The organism is Streptomyces sp. SP18BB07, assembly GCF_036322545.1.
Lineage (GTDB): Bacteria > Actinomycetota > Actinomycetes > Streptomycetales > Streptomycetaceae > Streptomyces > Streptomyces deccanensis.
On the sequence record NZ_JAQYWT010000370.1, the window covers coordinates 372,162 to 393,674 of the forward strand.

The window sequence follows — 21,513 nt, forward strand, 5'->3', positions numbered from 1 at the left end:
CGTGGGCGGGCATGACACTCCCCGACTGAAGACGATACGAACCGTCTTGTAGGGTGAGGGCATGGCTTCCTCCCGCGCGGCCCGCCTCCACCCACCTCGACGATCATGACCGGCTCCCTGCCACCGGAGCGCGCCCGCCGCACCGCCGCCGCCGTCGACGCGGCTGTCGGGGCGGGCCGCGATCTCGGACTCGCCGTGACCGATGCCCGGGTCCTCCACGACGTCTTCTCCGTGGTGGTCCATCTCGCGCCCTCACCGGTGGTGGCCCGGATCCCCACCGTCCTGCCCCACACGGAGAGCCCCGACTCCCTCGCGCACCGCCAGCGGGCGGAACTGGACGTGGCACGCTGGCTCGCCGACCGCGGCACTCCCGTGATCCCGCCCAGCCCGCTCGTGCCCCGCGAACCCGTTCGCCGCGGTGGATTCTCGATGACGTTCTGGCAGTTCGTCGAGGAGGACCGGGACAGGGAACCCGACTACGTGGCGAACTCCGAGAGCGTCGCCGACCTGCACGCCGCGATGCGCGACTACCCGGGGCGTCTGTCGTTCCTGTCCGCCGCCGACCCCCGTTTCGTCACGGAGAGCCTGGCGCTGCTGGACGGGTTCCCCAGCCTGATCGGCCCGTCCGAGCTGGACCAGGCCCGGCGCGAGTGGCGGATCCTCGGACCTCTGGTGCGCTCCCGCGCGGCGTTCGAAGCGGCGTTCCCGGGGATCGACCTCCAGCCCGTCCACGGCGACTCTCCGCCCGCGAACATCTTCGCCGGGACGGACGGGGACCTGTACTCCGACTTCGAGCTGGTTACGCTGGGCCCCGTGGAGTGGGACCTGGCCGCTCTCGGGCCCGTCCACGAAGCCGCCTACGACCGGGGCGCCCGGCGCAACGGATCGAGACCGTTGGACGAGGGCGTCCTGAGGTTCGTGAACGCCGTCGGGATGCTGCGGATCATCGCCGCCCTCTCGCTCGTGCCCCAACTGCCCGAGCTGGTGGAGTACCTCGGGCCGGCCGTCGAACAGTGGCGGACCACGCCGTTCGCCGGAGGCCTGCCGGACTGACCGGCCGACACCCGCGCGCGCACGGCGGCCTCAGCCGGCGAACGCCGGCTGGGTGAGGCCCTTGCCCGCGCCCGGTACCACCAGCAGGGAGCCCGAGAGGGGGTGCGGGGTGTCCGTTCCCGTGCGGGCCGTCGTGATGTAGAGGTCGGTGAGGTCGGGGCCGGCGAAGGCGCAGGCGGTGGGGCGGGGGGTGGGGAGGGTGATGACCCGGTCGAGGACGCCGGCCGGGGTGTAGCGGCGGACCGCGCTCCCTTCCCACAGCGCGACCCAGACACAGCCCTCCGCGTCGACGGTGAGGCCGTCGGGATACCCCGCGCCGTCCTCGATGGTGACGAAGGGGCGGCGGTCGGCGGGGAGGCGGACGCCACCCTCGGTCTCCCGGTAGTCGAAGACGTCGATCCGGCGGGTCGGCGAGTCGATGTAGTACATGAGACGGCCGTCCGGGCTCCAGCCCGTGCCGTTGCTCACGGCGACGTCGTCGAGGACGGTCGTGGTCAGACCCTCGGCGGTGAAGCGGGCCAGGGTGCCGCCGCCCGGGGCCTCGTCGTAGCGCATGGTGCCGGCGAAGAGGGAGCCGTCGGGGGCGACGGCGGCGTCGTTGGCGCGGCGGCCCGGGACCGGCTCGTGATGCAGCCATCGGAAGGAGCCGTCGGGGTCGGTCAGACCGACGCCGTCCCGGAGGTTCAGGACGAGGCCGCCGCCGGCGCGGGGCTTGACCGCGCCGACGTGCTGCTCGGTGACGAGGACCGTGCGGCGGCCGGAGGCCGGGTCGTAGGTGTGGACCCGGGAGCCGAGGATGTCGATCCAGATCAGGCGCTGGGCGGCGGCGTCCCAGGTGGGGCCCTCGCCGAGGGCCGCGTACTCCCGGACCGCCACCTCGTAGGCCGGGTGACTCGTGTGCGCGCTCATGCGACGCTCCGGTGGCCGAGGCGCTCGGACAGTTCCGCGGCGCCCTTGGCGGCGAGCTGCTCCAGCTCGATCCGGCGCTCGTCGCTCCAGCGGATCATGGGGACGGAGATGGAGATCGCGGCGACGACCCTGCCGGTGCGGTCGCGGACCGGCGCGGCGACGCAGGAGACGTCCGGGTTGGACTCGCGGTTCTCCACGGCGAGACCCCGCTCACGGATCCGGGCCAGGGCCTCGCGCAGAGCGGCCGGGTCGGTGATGCTGTTGGGGGTCATGGCGAGCAGGTCGGCGTCGTCCGGAATGCGGGCGTTCAGCTCGACCTCGGGAAGGGAAGCGAGGAGCATCTTGCCGACGGAGGTGCAGTGCGCCGGGAGGCGGCGGCCGGCTGCGGAGACCATGCGCACGGCGTGCGTGGAGTCGACCTTGGCGATGTAGATGACGTCGGTGTACTCCAGGATCGCCACGTGCACCGTCTCGTCGCAGGTCTCGGCGACGGACCGGGCCACCTGCTGGCCCTCGGCGGCGAGGTCCAACTGCTCGGCGTAACGGCTGCCGAGCTGGTACGGGCGGACACCGAGGCGGTAGCGCCCCGGCTGGCCCTGCACCTGGACGATGTAGCCCCGGGCGGCGAGCGTGGTGACCAGCTCGTGCACGGTGGTCCGGGGCAACTGGAGTCTGCGCACGATGTCGGGGGCGGACAGTGTGCCGTCCCCGTCCAGGAAGAGCTCCAATATGTCGAGCGCCCGGGTCACGGCAGGTACGAGGCGTCCCACGGCCGGCCCCCTTCCTCTGTCTGTCGGTTCGGTGTTCTGTCTGCGGCGATGCGTCTGCGGCGGTGTTCGAAATTTCAACGGTCGATCGGCATGACGAACACAGGCTAGTCATAGTGCGTTGACCGGGCAATAACCGCGGACGATCGAGAGGAGTGTGGTGGGAGGCGAGGTGCGTTGTCGGGTGCGGGTGAGTGGGGGTTCTCGCGCAGTTCCCCGCGCCCCTAAAAGCATCAGGCCCCTGCGGGCCTGAAAGACCACGGCCCTGCGGGCCTGAAAGGGCGACGGGGCTGCGGGGTGAAAAGCACGGGGCGCAGCCCCTGCTTTTCAGGGGCGCGGGGAACTGCGCGAGAAGCCCCACGCAGCCGCACCCGCCATCGCACCCGCACCCCCGAGCCATGAGGCGCCCCGGTCACCGCCGCCCGCGCGGATCCCCCAGCTCCCCCCGCAACCGCTGCGCCCGAAGCACCAGCTCCAACTCGAACCGGCGATCGGGATCGTCGATCTCGTCACCCCAGAGCTCACGTATCTGACGAAGCCGATACCGAACGGTTTGCGGGTGCACACCAAGACGCGTGGCGATCTCGGGCGCACCGCCCCGCGTCTCCAGCCACGCGAGAAGGGTCTCCGCGAGCCGGCGGCCGTGGGTGGGACCGCAGTGGGCCAGCGGCGCGAGGCACCGCAGGGCGAGGTCGTCGATCAGCTCCTCGGGCTGGAGGAGGACGAGGGCCTCGGTGTGCTCGGTGCAGTGCAGCACCTCCCCGGCGGGCAGCAGCCGCCGTTCCATCAACCGCACCGCCGCCTCCGCCCAGCGCAGCGACTTCGCCGCGTCAGCCAGCGGCACCGGCGGTCCGATCGCGCCGGACCAGCCGGTCAGCGCGCGGTGCAGGAGTTCGGGGCGGCCGGCCGCGTCCGGTTCGGGGACGACCATGCGGGGCTGCTCGTACTCCATGTCGAGCAGGACGCCCTGCCCGACGGCCGGCGCCATGGCCTCACGGGCCGGGCGTAACAGGACCCCGACCGCGACCTTCTCCGGGAGGGTCCAGCCGATCCGGGCCGCGCGTTCGGCGAGCGCGTCGGCGGGGTCGCCCCTGTGGTGCTCGGCGAGCAGCAGCTCCATCAGTCGGCGTTGCAGTCGCAGACGCTCGCCCGCCTGCCGGGCCGCCGCCTCCGCGTAGCCGCGCACCGACTGGTCCACCAGGCCGTCCAGGTATTCGTATCCGGCGTCGACGAGCTCGTACATCGCGGGCGGAGGGATCTCCACGCGCTGACCGATCTCCGCGAAGCGGCGCCAGGCGAGGCGTACGCCGAGGCGGTAGATCGCCTGGAGCGAGTCGAGGCTGCGGCCGTTGAGGCCCTCGCCGCGGCCGAACTCCTGGAAGACACCGGGAGGGACGCGGGGGCGGCCCTCGGCGGTCTCCAGGTGCTGCACGAAGACCTCGATCGCGCGGCGGATGCCGATGAGGGCCATCGGTTCGCCGGAGTCGTCGAGGACGACGGGCAGATGCGGGTACTCGCGGCGGATCTCGCCCAGGATCTCCTCGGCGAGGGCGGGGGCCTCGGCCATGGCGATCGCGGCGAACTCGCGGACCTGGAGGCGCGGCACGTCGTGCCACGCGGAGCGGACCGTCACGGTTCCCGGCACACCGGTCACCCCTCAGCGCTCCCGACCGGCGTTCTCGTACGTGATGAGCGGCGTGTTCGGCTGGTCCGGCGTCGCGTCGAGCAGCGCGACGATGCCGAACGCGGCCCCCAGCGCGAGAGCGGCGGCGGCCACCATGGTGAGCACGGCGGCGAGCAGTCTGGACATCGCAGGGTCAGCCTCTCGGTCGACAGGTCGGCCCCACCCAGGCACCCCGCCGACTCAGTGTCAGCAATGCATTGACACTGCGTCAAGTCTCCGCCTACGGTTCCCGGCCCATACGTCACGCGCACCTTCCCCTGGCGTCGTCTTTGCCGCACGTCTACCCGAGCCGCACCTCCCAACGCCCCCTGGAGTGCCCGGATGCGCCGTACAGCCTCACCGTTCTCACTGGTCCTGCTGGGCCTCGGCACCTTCCTGCTGGTGCTCGCGCCGCTGCTCGCGTGGTACGTGGAGCCACGGGCCGCCGTGAATCCCATCGACATCGACACGACCGCCGTCTACACCGGCACGGGCAGCGTCTTCGACGTCGAGCAGGTGAAGACCGTGCCGGACCAGAAGATCACCGTGACCCAGCGGGTGCGCGGCAATGTGGCCGAAAGTGAGCGCAGCGGGGCCGCCGTGTGGGACGTGATCACCTCGGTGGACACCGACGAGTCGCTGCCGGCGGCCGACCCGCACGACGCGCTGGACTTCACCCCGCACCGCTGGGTCAGCGACCGGAAGACCAACCGACCGGTGCACTGCTGCGACGAGAAGCCGTACATCGAGGGCGAGGCGTACCTGAAGTTCCCCTTCGACGTGCAGAAGCGCTCCTACCGCTGGTGGGACAACACGCTCGGCGCGACGGTGACGCTCCACTACGAGGGCCGGAAAAAGATCCGGGGCTACGAGGGGCTGCGCTTCACGGCAAAGGTTCCGGCCACCAGGACCGGTACGCGTCTCGTCCCCGGCGCCCTCGTCGACGAGCCGAACCGGCCGCAGGTGCTCGCCGAGGAGTGGTACGCCAACCACGGACTCGAACTGGTCGTCGACCAGAGCACGGGACGGGTGCTCTACGCGCAGACCGGGCCGCGCCGCACCCTGCGGGCCCCCGGCGGCGACGAGGACGCGGCGGTGCTGCTCGACAGCGAGAAGCTCGCGTTCACCACGGCGACGCAGAAGTTCGCGGTGGACCAGGCGGAGAAGGACAGCGGACTGCTGCGACTGGTGGGGCAGACGGTGCCGATCGGTGGCGCTGTCGCCGGGTTCGTCCTCGCCGCCGTGGGCGCCGCTTTGGTCGTGCGTGGCAGGCGGCGCCCCGATACGCCCGAGTCCTCCCAGGCCCCCATCACGATGTGACAGGTCGTCAGTTCAATAAACCCCGGAAATTGTCACGCCGGTGAGTAGCAGCTTCTTACCTCTGGGCGAAAACTGTCCACCCCACCCGAGCACAGCCCACCCACACCTCGCCCACAAGAGCCCACCGGAAGACCGAAGAACCGAAGAACCGGAAGACCGAAGAAACCGTAGGAACCGTAGGAACCGTAGGAACCGACAGATCCATCCGGACCCCCCCCTCCCACCGGAACATCCCCCACAGCGAACGTCCTTCTCCCCGCTGAGTTCCGCACCCCGAGACGAGTTGGAGCACCCATGCCCCAGCACGTGCCGTTCTCGCTGGTCGAGGTGTTTCCGCGCCTGGACCAGCACCGTTCGGCAGGCCCCCCACAGCCGCGCCGGATCGTCTTTCTCGCCCGCCGTGACCTCGATAATCCGGCCGCGGGGGGCTCCGAGCTCCTCGTCGACCGGCTCGCCGAAGGCCTGACCGAACTCGGCCACCAGGTCACCCTGGTGTGCGGCGGCCCCGCGGCCTACCGCGACTACCGGGTCGTCTCCGCCGGCGGCGACCTGAGCCACCATCTGCGCGCCAAGTCGACCTTCGCCCGTCAGGTCGGCGACTGCGACCTCCTCGTCGAGGTGTGCAACGGCATGCCCTACCTCGCGCCGCTCTGGCACCACGGTCCGACGATGTGCCTGGTCAACCATGTGCACACGGATCTGTGGAAGCAGCGGTTCGGCGGCCCGCTGGCGCCGGCCGCACGGCTCGGCCGAAGACTCGAACACTGGTCGCTGACAGTCGCGCAGCGCCGGAACCTGCTGGTCGCCGTCTCCTCGTCCACGGCCACCGCGCTCCGCTCGATCGGGGTGGAGCGCGAGCGGATACGGGTCGTGCACAACGGCGTCGAGGAACCCGGGCCGCGTGCCGACCGGTCCTCCGAACCGCTGTTCGTGGCGGTGGGGAGGCTGGTCGAGTACAAGCGGATCGATCTGCTGCTGCGGCTCTGGGAACGGGTGCGGCCGGTCACGGGCGGACGGCTCGTGATCGTCGGTGACGGGCCCGAGCGGGCGCGGCTGGAGGCGATGGCCGGAGCCGGTGTCGAGTTCGCCGGGCACGTCTCCGAGGAGGAGAAGCACCGGCTGCTGTGCGCGGCCTGGCTGCTGATGCACCCCTCCTCCGTGGAGGGGTGGGGGCTGGTCGTCACGGAGGCCGCCGTGCGGGAGACCCCCTCGGTCGCCTTCGACGTGCCCGGACTGCGGGACTCCGTGGTGGACGGGGAGACCGGGGTGCTCGCCCGGGGGGAGTCGTCGTTCGCGGCGGCCTGGTGTGCGCTGGCGTTGTCTACCGATCGGCGAGTGCTGATGGGGAAGGCGGCGCGGGAGCGGGCCGCGCACTATCGGTGGGGGCACACGGTTCGGCAGTTCCGGGCGGTGGCTGCGGAGGCGGTGCGGGGTTGGACGCCGTGAGCGCGAAATGGAGTGCCACCCGGGTGCGTTGGCGGGTGCGGGTGCGTCGTGGCTTGTCGCGCAGTTCCCCGCGCCCCTTGGGAAGCGGGGGTTTCAAGGACCCCTCTTTTCGGCGCTCCCTCACCCTCTTCCGGGCCTTCATGCGGGAGCAGGACGATCCCGAGTACTGCTACTCCCTGCTCGCCCGGGATGCCGTCGACCAGGTCGAGGCGTACCGGGGCGGGCCCGTCGACGGGCTGACCGTCGTCGATGTCGGCGGCGGGAGCGGGTACTTCACCGAGGAGTTCCGGCGGCGGGGCGCCCAGGCGTTCCTCTTCGAGCCGGACTTGGGCGAGTTGGGCGCTAAGCCGCCGGACGGGGCCGTCGTCGCCGACGGGTATCTGCTGCCCCTCGCCGACGGGGTCGCGGACGTCACCTTCACCTCCAATGTGCTGGAGCACGTCGCCGATCCGCCGACCTTCATCAGTGAGCTCGTACGGGTCACCCGGCCCGGCGGGCTGATCTACGTCTCGTTCACGAACTGGCTGTCCCCGTGGGGCGGTCACGAGTGGGCGCCCTGGCACTACCTGGGGGCGGAGCGGGCACGGGCCCGCTATCGGCGCCGTACGGGTAAGGACGCCAAGCACACTCTCGGCGAGAACCTCTTCGCCGTGCACATCGGACGCACTCTGCGGCAGGTGCGCGACCGGGACGACGTGACGGTCGTGTCGGCGCGCTCCCGCTACTGGCCGTTCCTCGCGGAGACCGTCGTGAAGGCGCCGGGCCTGCGTGAGTTCGCCACCTGGAACCTCCTCCTCATCCTCCGGCGGTGTCCACCATGACGAGCACGGTCCAGGCTCCACCTCCCGCGCCGGTACGGCCGCCGGGCACGACCGAGGGACCCCCCGAGGGCCCTCGGTCGCGGCGCTGGCTGCTGGGGTTCTGGGCCGTGGTGTTCGTGCTGCTCGTCGCGGCGCAGCCGGGGCGGCAGACCTTCGACACCAAGCTCGGGGTCACCACCGACCCCTGGCAGTTCGTCTCCGACCTCGGCCAGCTGTGGCACGACCGGGGCGGGTTCGGCGGCATCGCGGACCAGTACGTCGGTTACCTGTGGCCGATGCTGCCGTACTACGGGCTGACCGATCTGGTCGCGCTGCCGGTGTGGCTGGCGGAGCGGCTGTGGCTGTCGCTGATCGTGTCGGTGGCCTTCTGGGGTGCGCTGCGGCTGGCGGAGCGGCTGGGGGTCGGGAGTTCCGCGTCGCGGCTGCTGGCCGCCGGGGCCTATGCGCTCTGGCCCGTGTTCACGACGGTCGTGGGGTCGACCTCGGCCGCCGCGCTGCCCGGGGCGTTCCTGCCGTGGGTGCTGCTGCCGCTGACGAACGAGCGGTACAGCGCGCGGGTGGCGGCCCTGCGGTCGGCGCTGGTCATCCCCTTCATGGGCGGTGTCAACGCCACCGCGACCCTGGCCTCGCTGCTGCCCGTCGGGCTGTATCTGCTCACCCGGACGCCGGGGCCCAGACAGCGGAGGCTGATCGCGTGGTGGGTGCCGGGGGTGATCCTGGCGACCGCGTGGTGGGTGGCGCCGCTGCTGCTGCTCGGTTTCTACGGGGAGAACTTCCTTCCGTACGTGGAGAGTTCGCAGACCACGACGGCCACCATGTCGGCCACCGAGGCGCTGCGGGGCGCCGGGAACTGGGTGGCGTATCTGAACTTCGGTGAGCCCTGGCTGCCGGCCGGCTGGTCCGTCGCCGCCTCCGTGATCGTGATCCTGTCGTCGGCGCTGGCGGCGGGGCTGGGTCTCGCCGGGCTCGCGCGACGGGACATGCCCGAGCGGCGGTGGCTGGTGCTGACCGTGCTGGTCGTCGCGCTGGTCACGCTCGCCGGGTACGGCGGTGTGTTCGGGGCGCCCTTCCACGGGGTGGTCCAGGACTGGCTGAACGGGGGCCTCGCGCCCTTCCGGAACATCTACAAGTTCCAGACCGGGCTGGCCCTCGCGCTCGTGCTGGGGCTCGCGCATCTGGTGGGGGTCGCCGCGCAGGCGCGTGGGGCCCGCCGGGTGCGGGGGCGGCGGTTCGCACCGCTGATCGCCGCCGTGCTCGTCGTCCCCGGGCTGCTGTGGCCGTACCTCAACGGGTCGGTGCTGCAACCCGGTTCGTTCCAGGAGCTGCCCAAGTACTGGCAGGCGACGGCCGACTGGCTGGAGAAGTACTCGCCGGACTCGCGGGCGCTGGTCGTGCCGGCCACCGCGCACGGCATCCATACCTGGGGCACCACCGTCGACCAGCCTCTCGACGTGCTCGCCGAGTCCCGCTGGGCGCAGCGTGACTACGTGCCGTTCGGCACGCCCGGCAACCGGCGCGCGATGGACGCCGTCGAGCAGGCGCTGCTCACGGGCGCCGAAGTGCCGGGCCTCGCCGACTACTTGAGCCGGGCGGGTCTCTACTACGTCGTCGTCCGCAACGATCTGGACCCCGACCAGATCGGTGCCGTGCCGACCACGACCGTGAAGCGGACCCTGGAGCAGTCGGGGTACGAGCGGGTCACCGGGCTCGGGCCGGTCATGACCGGCGGGCGGATCGCCGAGGACACCCCGCTGCAGGTCGAGGGGCTGTACGCGCGGCAGCGGGCCGTGGAGATCTACCGGCCCGCCGAGGACGTGCCGCGTCCCGGGCAGGCAGGGCTGAAGGCGATCGCGGACACGGCCGTCGTCTCCGGCGGGCCCGAGTCGCTGCTGCCGCTGGCCGCCGACCCGGAGCTGCGCGACCGGGCCACCGTGCTGACCGGCGACAACCATCCCGGCCTCGGTACCCCGGCCGTCCAGGTGGTCGGTGACGGGCTGCGCCGGGCGGACACCCGGTTCGGCCTGGTCAACGCCAACACGTCGTACACGTACACGGCGGACGAGCGGAACGCGAGCGGGAGTGTGCAGGACGCCGGTGAGCAGCCGAAGCAGATCCTGCCGGTGTCGGGGCTCGACCATCAGACGGTGGCCGAGCTGCGCGGCGCGAAGTCGGTGACGGCGTCCACCAGCGGCAACTGGCTCTTCCATCTGCCGCAGTACGACCCGGTGAACGCCTTCGACGGCGACCGGGACACCGCCTGGGCGGAGGGCGCGGCCGGGTCGGCGAACGGGCAGTGGCTGAGGATCGACTTCGACGGCGGCCAGGACATCCCGGAGACGTTCGAGGTCACCCCGCTGCCGCAGGACGGGGTACGGTCGGCGCCGACCCGGATCAAGGTGGAGACCGAGCGTGGCTCGCGCTCCACCAACCTCCAGCCGGACGGATCCACCCAGACCGTCAACGCCCGTCCCGGCGAGACGCGTTGGCTGAAGATCACGATCCTGGACTCGGCGGAGCGGCACACCGGGCTCGTCGGCGCGGGCTTCGCCGAGGTCGACATCCCAGGCGTCAAGGTCACCCGGATGCTGCGGCTGCCGACCGACGCCCAGGACCCCGAGGGCACGGCCGCCTCGGCCGAGGTGGTGTCGCTGGCGCGGGCCGCCGACCCGACCGGCCTCTCCCCCACGGGCACCGAGCCCGGCCTGCACCGCACCTTCGCCACCAGCACGGCGGGCACGTACGAGATGAAGGCGACGGCCGTCCCCGTGCCGGGCGACGAGCTGGACAAGCTGCTGTACGAGGTCGCCCCCGACCAGCAGACCCGGATGACGGCGACCGCCGACTCCACGGCCTCGCTCGGGGCCGGGCTCTCGCCCCGCAACCTCACCGACGGCGACCTGACCACGGCGTGGATCGCGGGCGACGAGCCGACGATCCACCTCAGCTGGAAGGACAAGTGGCCGGTGGGGTCGCTCGTGCTGGCCCCGGCGGGCGGGCTGTCGGCCCGGCCGACCCAGGTCGAGATCAGCTCCCCGGACGGGGCCGTGATCGCCGCCGTCGACGAGAACGGCTGGGTCCGCTTCGACCCGATCAACACCGACCAGCTCGACATCACCGTCACCGAGACGGCCCCGATGACCGTCCACAACCCCGTCGCCGACGACGACCTGCAACTCCCGGTCGGGCTCACGGAGGCGTACGTCCCGGCCCTCGACCAGTACCGCACCCCGCAGCCCGCCCCGACCCGGGACTTCGAGCTCCCGTGCGGCGAGGGCCCGACGGTCGAGGTCGACGGGACGCTGTACGAGACGAGCGCGCGGGGGACGGTACGGGACCTGGTGGAGCGTCGGCCGGTCGACCTGACGCTCTGCCAGGGCGACCGTGCGGGCGGCGGGTTGGAGCTGGACGCCGCCGACCGGCACACCTTCGAGTCCGAGGACTCGGGCGCGCTGGCCGTCACGACCGTGACGCTCACCCGGGGAACGGTCACCGAACCCGCCGTCTCCGGACGGGACTTGGGCGTACGGGACTGGCTCGGCGACCGCCGCGCGGTCACCGTCGGCGACGGTGCGGCGTCCTACCTGACGACGTACGAGAACTTCAACGACGGCTGGAAGGCCACGCTGAACGGGCGCGAACTGACCCCGGTCCGGCTCGACGGCTGGCAGCAGGGCTGGCGTGTGCCCGGCGGCGCGGGCGGCACGGTCAAGCTGTCGTACGAGCCGTCCGTGACGTACGAGGCGGGGCTGATCGGCGCGGGCGTCGCTCTGGTGGCCCTCATCGGGCTGGCCCTCTGGCGCCGGCAGGAGCCCAACCCGGACGCGCCGCAGCCGACGCCGCCGGGCCCCGGCCTCTGGCTCGGCACGGTCGCGCTCACCCTCGTCGGCATCGTGATCGCGGGCTTCTTCGCCCTCCTCGTCCCGCTGCTGGCCCTCCTCGCCTGGAAGCGGCACACCCTGCTCGTACCGATCGCCTTCCTCGCGCTGGCCGGTGCGGGGGTCGCGGCCGCGTTCGGAGCGGGGGAGCCGGTGGCCGCGGATGCGGGCGCGTTCGGGCCTGTGGCCCAACTCCTCGCGCTGATCGGTCTGTTCGCGGCACTGGTGAGCGTGGGAGCGGACGTCGCCACCTCGCCGGAACGGCCGGGCGCGACCCGGGAGTTCGAGCGCCCGCCGGGGGCGGGGGCACCGACGGAGCCGCTGCCGCAGCGGCGACGGTTCGGCAAGACGCTGAACGGCGGGCCGGGCGGGGCGGGAGCGGGAGCGGGAGGCGGCGCACCGGTCGCAAGCCCGACGATCTCCGCACGCGGCCCGGCCGCCCTGCAAGGAGACCCCGACACCCCGACCCGCCGCATCCCCTTCACGAAGCGGAGGCCGAGCACGACACCGGTGGAGGACGGGGACGGCAGGGGTGCCGGCGGCACGGGAGGCGGCGGTACGGGAAGGGGGGAGCCGGGATGACGGCGTTGGACCGGCCCGCGCGGGACGAGGCCGCGCCGGGGCCCGTGCGGATCCCCTTCCCGGTGGTGGACGAGGTGTCACGGCACTGCGTCCAGGAGGCGGAGCCCGAGACCGTCCACATCGAGGTCCACCTCCCCGGCCGGCTCGACCCCGACCGCCTCCGCACCGCCTTCGTCGCCGCGCTCCACCGCCACCCCCGCATCCTCATGCGCGAGGCCCCGGGCCACTGGTACCGGCGCCGCTACGAGTGGGAGCTGACGGAGGAGCCGGAGGTCGAGGTGGTGACCTTCCTGCCGGCCGGACCGCACGCGTTGCGAGACGCCCGGACGAGAGCGCTGATGGAGGCACCCCCGCTGACCCTCTCCCCACCGATCCGCCTGGAGGTGGTGGAAGGCGCGGGCCCGGCGGTAGGCAGCGAGGCCTCGGACGCGGTCGGCCTGACCACGATCGGTCGCGCCGCAGCAACCCCCCGCCCACCCGCGGCCTCCTCCCCCGCCCACCCAGCTGCGGGCAATCGTGCCGCTGGGGCGGCACGGGTGGGCGCAGCGGCACCTCGCACCGCCGAGCAGCGGAAACACCCCCCGGCCAGCACCACCCCCGGGCGCCACATAAGCACCGGCACCACCACCCCTGGCCCAAAACCCCCCGGCACCGTCCTCTTCCTCACCATCAACCACACCGCCCTGGACGGCCCCGCCTGCCTCCGCATCCTGGCCACCGCGGCGGAGCTGTACGGCGGCCAGGACAACGCCCCCACCGCCCCACCCGTCCGCCCCACCCCCACCCAGGACGACCCACCCCCGGCCGAGGCGCCGCCCCCCTCCAACTGGTCCCGTCCCGCCCGCGTGGCCCCCGGCACCCCCGAACCCTCCCCCGGCAACGGCCTGCTCGTCACCGAGCTCCCCGTCCCCCGCCGCCCGAAGTCCGCCCCCTACACCGTGAACGACCAGCTCATGGTCACCACGGCCCTGATGCTCGCCCACTGGAACCGGGAACACGGCGCCCACCCCCGCCCCCTGCGCATCACCATGCCGGTGGACGACCGCCCGAGGGACACCGCCATGCCGATCGGCAACGGCACCCGCCTGGTCGAAGTCCCCTTCTCTCCGGCCGAGTTGCATCAGGACCACACTCCCCTCGCCACCCTCCTGCGCCGCACGGCCGACCGCACCCGCGCCCTGAAGTCCCTCCCCCGCCCCCAACTCGGCCACGGCGCCTCCCTGTTGACCGCGCCGGTGGTCCCCGTGTCCTGGCGGGCCGCCCTCACCAGGGGCCTGCGCCGGGCGGCCGCGCCCTGGACGTCGACCACCCTGCTCAGCAACATCGGCCGGGTCCCGTACGCGCTGGACTTCGGCGAGGAGGCGGGCCGCGCCCACGCCGTCTGGTTCTCCGCCCCCGCCCGGATGCCCCGAGGCCTCACCGTCACGACCGCCTCGACGGCGGGCCGCCTCCATCTGGCCCTGCGCTGGTCCCGGGCCCTGCTCAGCCACGGCGACGGCGCCCACCTGCGCGACCTCTTCGAGCACTATCTGCACGCGACGGAAGAGGACATCGAGTGATGCCGACCACCACGTCCACCACGACGTCCACCGCCACAACAACAGCCGCCCGGCGCAAAGGACTTCGGGACTTCTACGAGGACCCGTCCGTCCCGGTCGCCTCCGGCACCCCGCGCAGCCTCGCGCAGGCCCGCATGCTGGCGGCCGCCCTGGGCCCGGCGGCCCGCACCGGCCCCCGCACGATCCTCGACATCGGCTGCGGCGACGGCACGGCCGCGGCCACCGCCGCGCCCCTGCTCCCCGGCCACCGCATCATCGGCGTCGACTGGTCCCAGGACGCCCTGCGCCGCGCCCGTACCCGGGTCCCGTACGCGATCCGCGGTGAACTGGCGGACGGCGGGCTGCCGTTGCGGTCGGAGTCCGCCGACGCGGTGCTGTTCAGCGAAGTCATCGAGCACCTGGTCGACCCGGACTCGGCCCTCGACGAGATCCGCCGCGTCCTGCGCCCGGGCGGCCATCTGATGCTGTCGACGCCCAACCTGGCCGCCTGGTACAACCGCGCCCTGCTCCTCGCGGGCGTCCAGCCGGTGTTCTCGGAGGTGAGCCTGCGCGGTATCCACGGCCGCCCGGGGACGGAGGTCGTGGGCCATCTGCGGCTCTACACCGCCCGCGCGCTACGGGAGTTCGTGACCGCGTCCGGGTTCGAGGTCGTCCGGCTGCGCGGGGCGCCCTTCCACGGCGTACCGCGTCCGCTGCGCCCGCTGGACCGGCTGGCCTGCGCGGCCCCGTCGGCGGCGTCGATCCTGCTGCTGCACGCGCGGAGGACGTAGCCGATGTGGTGGGGAGTGGCCGCGGCACTACTGGCGAACGCGCTGTACAGCACGGGATTCGTTCTGGAGAAGCGGGCCCTCACCGCGATGCCGCAGGTGACGGTCCGGGAGCCGTTGAAGCTGCTGCGGCTGGTCGTCGGCAGCCCGCTGTGGATCGCGGGCTCACTGTCGCTGGCCGCCGGGTTCGCCGCCCAGCTGGCCGTGTACCGGACGCTGCCGATCGCCGCCGCCCAGGGCATCTTCGTCTCGGGTCTGGTGCTGCTGGTCCTGCTGTCGGCGCGGCTGCTCGGGGAGGAGACGACGGGCCGGGAGCGGTACGCCCTCGGGGCCATCCTCGCCGCGCTGCTGATGGTGGTGCTGTCGCTGGACGAGGGCACCGACACGGTCAGCCGCGAGGCGCCGTACGCGCTGGTCCTCACGATCTGCCTGCCCGCGCTGGCGGCGGGGGTCGGGCTGTATCGGTCCGCCGAGCGGCGCGCCCGGCACCGGCACCGGCTGCCGACCACGGGCGTCGAGTACGGCGTGGCCGTGGGCCTGCTGTACGGCGTCAGCTCGCTCGCGATCAAGGGCGTGTCGAGCTATCTGACGACGAGCTCGCTCGGGGACGCGGTCGTCGGTCTGCTGCGCTCCCCGTACCCGTACCTCCTGCTGTTCACCGGCGCGTTCGGTCTGGTGATGTCGCAGGCGGCGCTCCAGCGCTGCCGGGCCTCGCTGATCGTGCCGGTCTGCACGACGGTGACCTGCCTGTTCACGGCCGTGCTCGGCACGCTGTCGTTCGGCGAGTCGCTGCCCGACGATCCGCTGCGCCTGACGCTACGGCTGTCGGGCACGGTACTGGCGGTGGGCGTCCTGCTGAGCATGCCCAAGCACGACAGCCCCCCGCCGGCCTCCCCCTCCCCCGCACCCGCCAAGGAGTTGACCCCTCCATGAACCCCGACGACCCGTTGCTCCAGATCCTGGCGTGCCCGCTGGACAAGGGGCCGCTGCATCTGGTGGTCCACGAGCAGGAACGCCCCGGCCACTCGGGTGCCGACGCCGACGCCGGCCGGGCGCCGGAGTCGCTCTACAACCCCCGGCTGCACCGGCGTTACCCGATCGTCGACGGCATTCCGCAGCTGCTGCCGTCGTCGGGCGAGCAGGTGACGGAGGACGAGCACGCCAAGCTCTCCGAGCTGTTGAGGAAGTCGGAGTCATGACCACACTCGCCGCGCGGCTCGCGCCGCTTCTGCCGGACCGGCTGGTCGCCGCGACCGCCCGGTTCGTCTACCCGCGCTTCGAGCCGGAGCTGTCCCGGCTCGACGAGCTGTGCCCGCCGGGGTGCGGTACGGCCGTGGACGTCGGCGGCTGGTACGGCCCCTGGACACGCCGGCTGGCGGGACGCGCGGAGCGGGTGGTGACCGTCGAGCCGGTGCCCCGGCTGGCCCGGCTGCTCGTCTCGACGGCCCCCCGCAACGTCCGCGTCGTGCAGGCCGCCGCCTCGGACCATCCGGGCGCGGCCCGCCTCTGGCTGCCGCCGGGCGACGACGGCGGGCGGGGTCTGTCCTCCCTGGTCCGCCGGGACATCCACGGCCGGGCGCTGGACGTCCGCTGTGTGACCCTCGACGGCCTCGGTCTGACCGACGTGGGCTTCGTCAAGATCGACGTCGACGGCAACGAACTGGCCGTCCTGCGCGGCGCGTCCGGCCTCCTCGTCCGGGACCGCCCGGCGCTCTTCATCGAGCTGGAAGCCCGTATCCAGCCGATCGCCCCGGTCGTCGACCTGCTCGCCGGCCTCGGCTACGCCGGCTGGGTCCTCCCCGCCGGCACCTGGCGCCGGCTGGACCCGGCCACCCTGGAGGCCCACCAGGCCCGTACGTCGCACCTGGCGTCCAAGGGGCTGCTCCGGCGGGTCCTGCCGTTCTCCGGGCCCCGGTACGTCAACTCGGTGCTGTTCCTGCCGGACGGGCGCCGCCCGGGTGAGCCTGCCGCCGCGTCCGGCGCCGTACGCGACCATGGAGGGCATGTCCTCCGCGAAACGCCCCGGGCCGGATAGGCCCTCCGGCCCGTTCACCCCGCTCGACTTCCAGCTCGTGCTGCTGCGCCGGATGGCCGACCACAATCCGGAGCTCGTCGAGGACGCCCGGCGCGAGCTGGGCGTCCCGGTCGCGCGGATGCGGGAGGCGAACCGGCGGTGGCAGGCCATGGTGCGCTCGCCCCGGGCCCGGGGGTCGGCGTCCCGGTACCGGTCGGTCCTGGGCGCGCCCGAGTCCGTGACCCGCCGCCGCATCGGGGACCTGGAGTGCGAGGCGTGGCTGTGGCCGGTGCCGTTGTGGGACGACCTCCGGTTCGAGGTGCTGCTCGCGCCGAACGGGGCGGCGTGGAACGAGTGGCTGGTGCGGGCGCCGGGGGTGGCCGGGCCCGAGCCGCGCGCTCTGGAGGATCTGACCCCGTGGTCCTGCACGGTGGACGAGGTGGCGCGGGCGTTCGCGCCGGCCCGACCGTTGGAGGGGACGGCGCCGACGCGGTGGGGGCTGCGGTTCGTCGCGCCGGACGGGGACGGGGTGCGGCGGGAGTGCGTCGCGGAGTTCACGTGGGGGTTGTTGCAAAGGGTGACCTAAGCGGAAAGCGCCGGTCACCCCCGGTCGGGTAGCGCACACTCTCGATCAGACTTCTCTCCCACTCGTCCCGAAATCCTCCCAACCAGAAGATTGGCGATCATCCGGCCGTCGGGGGCGCCGGTGGGCCTACTGTCCGTGCAGAGTTCTGATCCTCACGGGAAGGCCCCCCATGACGACCCAGCACCCCGCGGAGCGAACCGTGCCCGTCGAGCGGCTGCGGCTGGGCGATCACGCGTGCATGGGACCGAGGGACCAGGAGCGGACCGACGAGTCGCCGTGGAAGGTCTTCACCGCGTACACCCGGACGAGTCTGGCGCGCGGCGAGAAGGTCATGCTGGTGATGGACCCGGACGATCTGAGCGACGACGAGGTGGTCGCGCTGCTGGACCGGGGCAGCGGGCAGGTGGTGGCGGCGCGGGACGGCGGCCAGCTGTCGGTCAGACGGAACACGGAGATCTACGTGCCCGACGGCCGTTTCCAGGAGCGGCGCACCATCGACACCTACGCCTCCGAGGTCGACCGCGCCTGCGACGAGGGCTGGGCGGGGCTGCGGGTCACCGCCGACATGAGCTGGGCGCCCCGGGTCAACCTCGGCCACGACCGGCTGCTCGACTACGAGGCCTCGGTGGCGCCGCTCTTCGCGGACCCGCTGTTCACCGCGATCTGCTGGTACGACCGTCAGCGCTTCGACGACGAACTGACCTCCCGCGTCGGCAAGGTCCATCCGCTGCGGGTCATGGAACGCCTGGACTCCCTGGAGGTCACCGGGACCCCGGACGGCGGCCGGATGGCCGGCACCGCCGAGCTGAGCACCCGAAGCGCGTTCGTCGAGGCGCTGCGTGAGGCGCTGGAGCACCGTGACGACTCGGGGCCCAGCCACTTCGTCCTCGACCTGCGCGACCTGTGCTTCATGGAGGCCCACTGCGCCTGGCAGCTGATCAGCCTCGCCTCCTCGCTCCCGGCCGGCAGCGAGGTCACCGTGCGCTGCGGTGAACTGCTGGGGCTGGTGCTGGAGCAACTGGGCGCCGACGAGGTGCCCCAGCTGCTGGTCCGCGTGGAGGGCGAAGGGGACGAGGAGGACGCCGGGTGAGCGAGGGACTGAGGCTGCGGATGGAGTTCCGCGACACCGAACTCCCCCTGGTGCGCGCCCTGGTGGAGGAGGCGTCACTGCGCGCCCGTCTCACCGGCTCCGCCGGAGGTGCGTTCGGGCAGGCCGTGCTGGAGATCGCCACGGACGCCGCCGCCCGGGGCGCCGACCCGGGGACCGTCGAACTCCGGGTGCGGCAGGGCGAGTTGCTGGGCAAGGTGACGTACGGCGGTGGTGGCCCCTCGACGGCGCGGCCCGAGGGGCTCGGCCCGCGCCTCGCGGAGTCCCTGATCGCCGGTATCGGCGCTCCCGCCCGGATCGACGTCCGCGACACCCCCGGCGGCACCTCGGTCACCCTGTCCGCCCCGCTGCCCGCCCCGGCGCGTACGCCGCCCGCTACAGCCCTGCCCGCGCGCTGAACCAGGCCGCCACCTGACTGCGGTTGTGGAACCCCAGCTTCACGAGGATGCGTTCGACATGGCCCTCGGCGGTACGGCGGGCGATGACGAGGTGGTCGGCGATCTGCTTGTTGGTGCGGCCCTGGGCGACGAGGGCCGCGACCTGGAGTTCACGGCGGGTCAGCGGGACCGGGTCGACGACGGGCGCGGCGACGGGGGTCGAGGCGTGCGTCGAGGCGTGCGTCGATGCCTGCGTAGAGGCCTTGGTCGAAGCCGGGGCGCGGGCCGGACCGTCGGCCGTGAGGGAGCCCTCCCGTGGGCCGGAGGAGGAGTTCCGCGCGGTCCCGCGTACGGCGGACACCTCCCCCGTCCGCACAGCGGGACCCGAGCCGCCCCGCCCGTCGTCCGTCCCCGGCGCGAACGCCGCGCCGTCCCGTCGCGCGCCCGCGCGCGAGCCCGCGCCCGTGCCGTCCCGCCGCCCGGCGCGCGCGCCGGCGTTCGGTCCCTCGCCGGGCTCGCCCAGGGCGTAGGCCACCGCCTGCTCCGGTGTCAGACGGCCGCCCCGGCGGTGGGCCAGGGCGTAGGCGTGGTCGCCGAGGGCACGGCGGGCGTGGTGTTCGGCCGCCCGGGGGCGGCCCGGCCGATGGTCGACCATGGGGTTGCCGCCGATGTCGTGCCAGATCCGGTCGACGGCACCGCGCAGCACACCGGCCCGCTCGGCGTCGCCCGCCGACGCCTCGGCGGCGGCCAGCAGATCGAGGGTGCGGGCGAGGCTCTGGTGCTGGCTCACGGTGTACGGCAGCCGCAGACACGCGCGGGCGTGCTCGGCGGCCCGGTCGTACTGCCCGGCCGACCAGTGCGCGAGGGCGAGGGTGCGCAGCGCCCAGGAGCGGGCCCACTGTTCACCGTGGGCCTCGCAGAGGGCGACGGCCTCGGCGCACAGCGGGATCGCCTCGTCGGCGCGGCCCCGGCTGACGAGGGTGCAGGCCAGCTCGACGCGGGTGAGGACGACGAAGGCGGTGCAGGCGCGGGCCCGGCCCGGGACGAGAGCGCCGGCCGGCACGGGCGGCGGGGCGGGCACCGGGAGTTCCTCGTCGGCGTCGGCCGCGGTGCGCACCGGGTCGAGGCCGGCCAGGACGGCGGCGGAGCGGCTGTGGACCAGGGAGGTCAGGGCGCCCGCCCACATGGCGCGGGTCAGGGCCTCGTCGGGCCGGGCCCCGGCGCGCAGGGCGCCGTCCATCCAGTGCCGTCCCTCGCCCCAGATGCCGCCCGCGACCCAGTGGAACCACAGCCCGGCGGCGAGCCGCAGCCCGTGCTGGGCCTCGCCGGGGGTGGTGAGGCAGAAGTCCAGGGCGGCCCGGAAGTTGTCCTGGTCGATCCGGATGCGTTCGGTGATCTCCGTCTGGTCGGGGCCGAACCAGGCCTGCTCGTACTCGGCGACCAGGCGCGCGAAGTGGTCCCGGTGCCGTCGCCGGGTCTCGGTCGCCTCGCCCAGGTCGTGCAGCTTCTCCAGGCCGTAGTCGCGCAGCGAGACCAGCAGCCGGTAGCGGACCTGGCCGGCGTGCTCCTCCCGGACGAGGACCGACTTGTCGACGAGCCCGGCGACGGCGTCCAGCACCGCGCACGGGGTGATCGTCTCCCCGGTGCCGGCGTCCTCCCCGGCGCAGACCGCCTCGGCGGCGGCCAGGTCGAAGCCGCCGACGAACACCGACAGCCACGCCCACACCAACTGCTCCTGCGGGGTGCACAGTTCGTGGCTCCAGTCGACGGCGGAGCGCAGGGTGCGGTGGCGGGGTGCGGAGGTCGGGCTGCCGCAGGTCAGGAGCTGGTAGCGGTCGTCGAGGCGTTCGACGAGCTGGTCCACGCCGAGGGCCCGCACCCGGACCGCCGCCAGTTCGATGGCGAGCGGAAGTCCGTCGAGGCGGCGGCAGAGCCGGGCCACGGCCTGCTGGTTCGCCTCGCCGATGGTGAAGCCGGGCACCACGGCCGCCGCCCGGTCGGCGAACAGCCTGAGCGCGGGGAAGGACTCGACCGCCGACGAACCCGTGGCCGGGCTCAGCTCCTCCGGCGCGGGCGCGGGCAGCGGCGGCACCTCGAACAGCTGCTCCCCGGCGAGCCCGAGCCGGTGTCTGCTGGTGGCAAGAATCCGTACGCCCTCGGTGGCCGCCAGCACGGTCCCCGCGAGGACGGCGCAACTGCGCAGCAGGTGCTCGCAGTTGTCGAGGACGATCAATAACCGCCGCTCGCGCAGATGGTCGACGAGGATCTCCAACGGGGGGCGCACGGTCTCGTTGCGCACGCCGAGCGCGTCGTTGACGGCGTGCGGGACGAACGCCTCGTCGCTCAGCGCGGCCAGCGGCACGAGCCACACGCCGTCCGGGAAGGCCCGTGCGACCTGTCCCGCCACATGTCCGGCGAGCCGGGTCTTGCCCACCCCGCCGGGTCCCGTCAGCGTCAGCAGTCTGCCCGCCGACAACAACCGTCTGACATCGGCCGCCTCGTCCCGTCGCCCCACGAAGCTCGTCAGCTCCGCCGGGAAACCGGAAGTGCGCCGCGACTCCGATCCGCCCACGATGCTGGTCACGCCCTCAGTTGTGGTTCCCGTACGCGCTGTTGTAACCCCGAAGGGTAGGCAGCGGGCACGGGCGGGACGCCCGCTTCGTGGA

General features: G+C 73.2%; 18 protein-coding genes. 13 read left to right on the forward strand and 5 right to left on the reverse strand.

Translation table 11 applies throughout. The features are described from left to right. Positions 1 to 105 precede the first annotated feature (105 nt). Positions 106 to 1,053: a phosphotransferase gene (locus PUR53_RS47075; protein ID WP_329912537.1), complete on the forward strand. Its 948-nt coding sequence runs from the start codon at positions 106 to 108 to the stop codon at positions 1,051 to 1,053. 30 nt (positions 1,054 to 1,083) lie between these two features. On the opposite strand, the gene PUR53_RS47080 is transcribed toward PUR53_RS47075, so the two are convergent. The 4 genes from PUR53_RS47080 to PUR53_RS47095 form a co-directional block, all read right to left on the reverse strand. Beyond that, positions 1,084 to 1,962, reverse strand: coding sequence for an SMP-30/gluconolactonase/LRE family protein (locus PUR53_RS47080; RefSeq protein ID WP_329901622.1), 879 nt, complete (start codon positions 1,960 to 1,962; stop codon positions 1,084 to 1,086). After that, positions 1,959 to 2,732, reverse strand: coding sequence for an IclR family transcriptional regulator (locus tag PUR53_RS47085; RefSeq protein ID WP_329901623.1), 774 nt, complete (start codon positions 2,730 to 2,732; stop codon positions 1,959 to 1,961). The genes PUR53_RS47080 and PUR53_RS47085 overlap by 4 nt, the downstream gene beginning before the upstream one ends. Positions 2,733 to 3,141: 409 nt before the next feature. Continuing rightward, positions 3,142 to 4,383 carry a helix-turn-helix domain-containing protein gene (locus tag PUR53_RS47090; RefSeq protein WP_192332641.1) on the reverse strand — a complete coding sequence of 414 codons (1,242 nt, stop codon included), beginning with the start codon at positions 4,381 to 4,383 and terminating at the stop codon, positions 3,142 to 3,144. 3 nt (positions 4,384 to 4,386) lie between these two features. Continuing rightward, positions 4,387 to 4,539, reverse strand: coding sequence for a hypothetical protein (locus PUR53_RS47095; protein WP_329901624.1), 153 nt, complete (start codon positions 4,537 to 4,539; stop codon positions 4,387 to 4,389). Between the two features lie 195 nt (positions 4,540 to 4,734). On the opposite strand from PUR53_RS47095, the gene PUR53_RS47100 reads away from it, so the two are divergent. From PUR53_RS47100 to PUR53_RS47155, 12 genes are all read left to right on the forward strand, one after another. Then, the gene (locus PUR53_RS47100) at positions 4,735 to 5,712 is read left to right on the forward strand and encodes a DUF3068 domain-containing protein (protein WP_329901625.1); all 978 of its coding nucleotides are present in this window, start codon (positions 4,735 to 4,737) and stop codon (positions 5,710 to 5,712) included. A 294-nt stretch (positions 5,713 to 6,006) separates the two neighbouring features. Then, positions 6,007 to 7,158 carry a glycosyltransferase family 4 protein gene (locus PUR53_RS47105; RefSeq protein ID WP_329912538.1) on the forward strand — a complete coding sequence of 384 codons (1,152 nt, stop codon included), beginning with the start codon at positions 6,007 to 6,009 and terminating at the stop codon, positions 7,156 to 7,158. Between the two features lie 140 nt (positions 7,159 to 7,298). Then, on the forward strand, positions 7,299 to 7,979 hold the full coding sequence (locus tag PUR53_RS47110; RefSeq protein WP_329901627.1) for a class I SAM-dependent methyltransferase: 681 nt from the start codon (positions 7,299 to 7,301) through the stop codon (positions 7,977 to 7,979). Continuing rightward, positions 7,976 to 12,436 carry an alpha-(1->3)-arabinofuranosyltransferase domain-containing protein gene (locus tag PUR53_RS47115; protein ID WP_329912625.1) on the forward strand — a complete coding sequence of 1,487 codons (4,461 nt, stop codon included), beginning with the start codon at positions 7,976 to 7,978 and terminating at the stop codon, positions 12,434 to 12,436. Before PUR53_RS47110 ends, PUR53_RS47115 begins: the two co-directional genes overlap by 4 nt. Continuing rightward, on the forward strand, positions 12,433 to 13,995 hold the full coding sequence (locus PUR53_RS47120) for a condensation protein (RefSeq protein WP_329912539.1): 1,563 nt from the start codon (positions 12,433 to 12,435) through the stop codon (positions 13,993 to 13,995). The genes PUR53_RS47115 and PUR53_RS47120 overlap by 4 nt, the downstream gene beginning before the upstream one ends. Beyond that, positions 13,995 to 14,765 (forward strand): class I SAM-dependent methyltransferase, encoded by a 771-nt coding sequence (locus PUR53_RS47125; protein ID WP_329901629.1) that lies wholly within the window; start codon positions 13,995 to 13,997, stop codon positions 14,763 to 14,765. Before PUR53_RS47120 ends, PUR53_RS47125 begins: the two co-directional genes overlap by 1 nt. 15 nt (positions 14,766 to 14,780) lie before the next feature. Then, a complete protein-coding gene (locus tag PUR53_RS47130; RefSeq protein ID WP_239760316.1) occupies positions 14,781 to 15,695 on the forward strand; it encodes a hypothetical protein in 915 nt (304 codons plus the stop codon). Next, a complete protein-coding gene (locus tag PUR53_RS47135; protein ID WP_329901630.1) occupies positions 15,692 to 15,961 on the forward strand; it encodes a Trm112 family protein in 270 nt (89 codons plus the stop codon). The genes PUR53_RS47130 and PUR53_RS47135 overlap by 4 nt, the downstream gene beginning before the upstream one ends. Beyond that, positions 15,958 to 16,797 (forward strand): FkbM family methyltransferase, encoded by an 840-nt coding sequence (locus PUR53_RS47140; RefSeq protein ID WP_329912540.1) that lies wholly within the window; start codon positions 15,958 to 15,960, stop codon positions 16,795 to 16,797. Before PUR53_RS47135 ends, PUR53_RS47140 begins: the two co-directional genes overlap by 4 nt. Continuing rightward, the gene (locus PUR53_RS47145) at positions 16,757 to 17,362 is read left to right on the forward strand and encodes a hypothetical protein (protein ID WP_443078316.1); all 606 of its coding nucleotides are present in this window, start codon (positions 16,757 to 16,759) and stop codon (positions 17,360 to 17,362) included. The genes PUR53_RS47140 and PUR53_RS47145 overlap by 41 nt, the downstream gene beginning before the upstream one ends. Positions 17,363 to 17,531: 169 nt before the next feature. Continuing rightward, complete coding sequence (locus PUR53_RS47150; RefSeq protein ID WP_329901633.1) at positions 17,532 to 18,452, forward strand: MEDS domain-containing protein; 921 nt, start codon at positions 17,532 to 17,534, stop codon at positions 18,450 to 18,452. Further along, complete coding sequence (locus PUR53_RS47155; protein ID WP_329912541.1) at positions 18,449 to 18,868, forward strand: ATP-binding protein; 420 nt, start codon at positions 18,449 to 18,451, stop codon at positions 18,866 to 18,868. The genes PUR53_RS47150 and PUR53_RS47155 overlap by 4 nt, the downstream gene beginning before the upstream one ends. On the opposite strand, the gene PUR53_RS47160 is transcribed toward PUR53_RS47155, so the two are convergent. Continuing rightward, the gene (locus tag PUR53_RS47160; RefSeq protein ID WP_329901635.1) at positions 18,846 to 21,431 is read right to left on the reverse strand and encodes a LuxR C-terminal-related transcriptional regulator; all 2,586 of its coding nucleotides are present in this window, start codon (positions 21,429 to 21,431) and stop codon (positions 18,846 to 18,848) included. The genes PUR53_RS47155 and PUR53_RS47160 overlap by 23 nt on opposite strands. Positions 21,432 to 21,513: the final 82 nt, after the last annotated feature.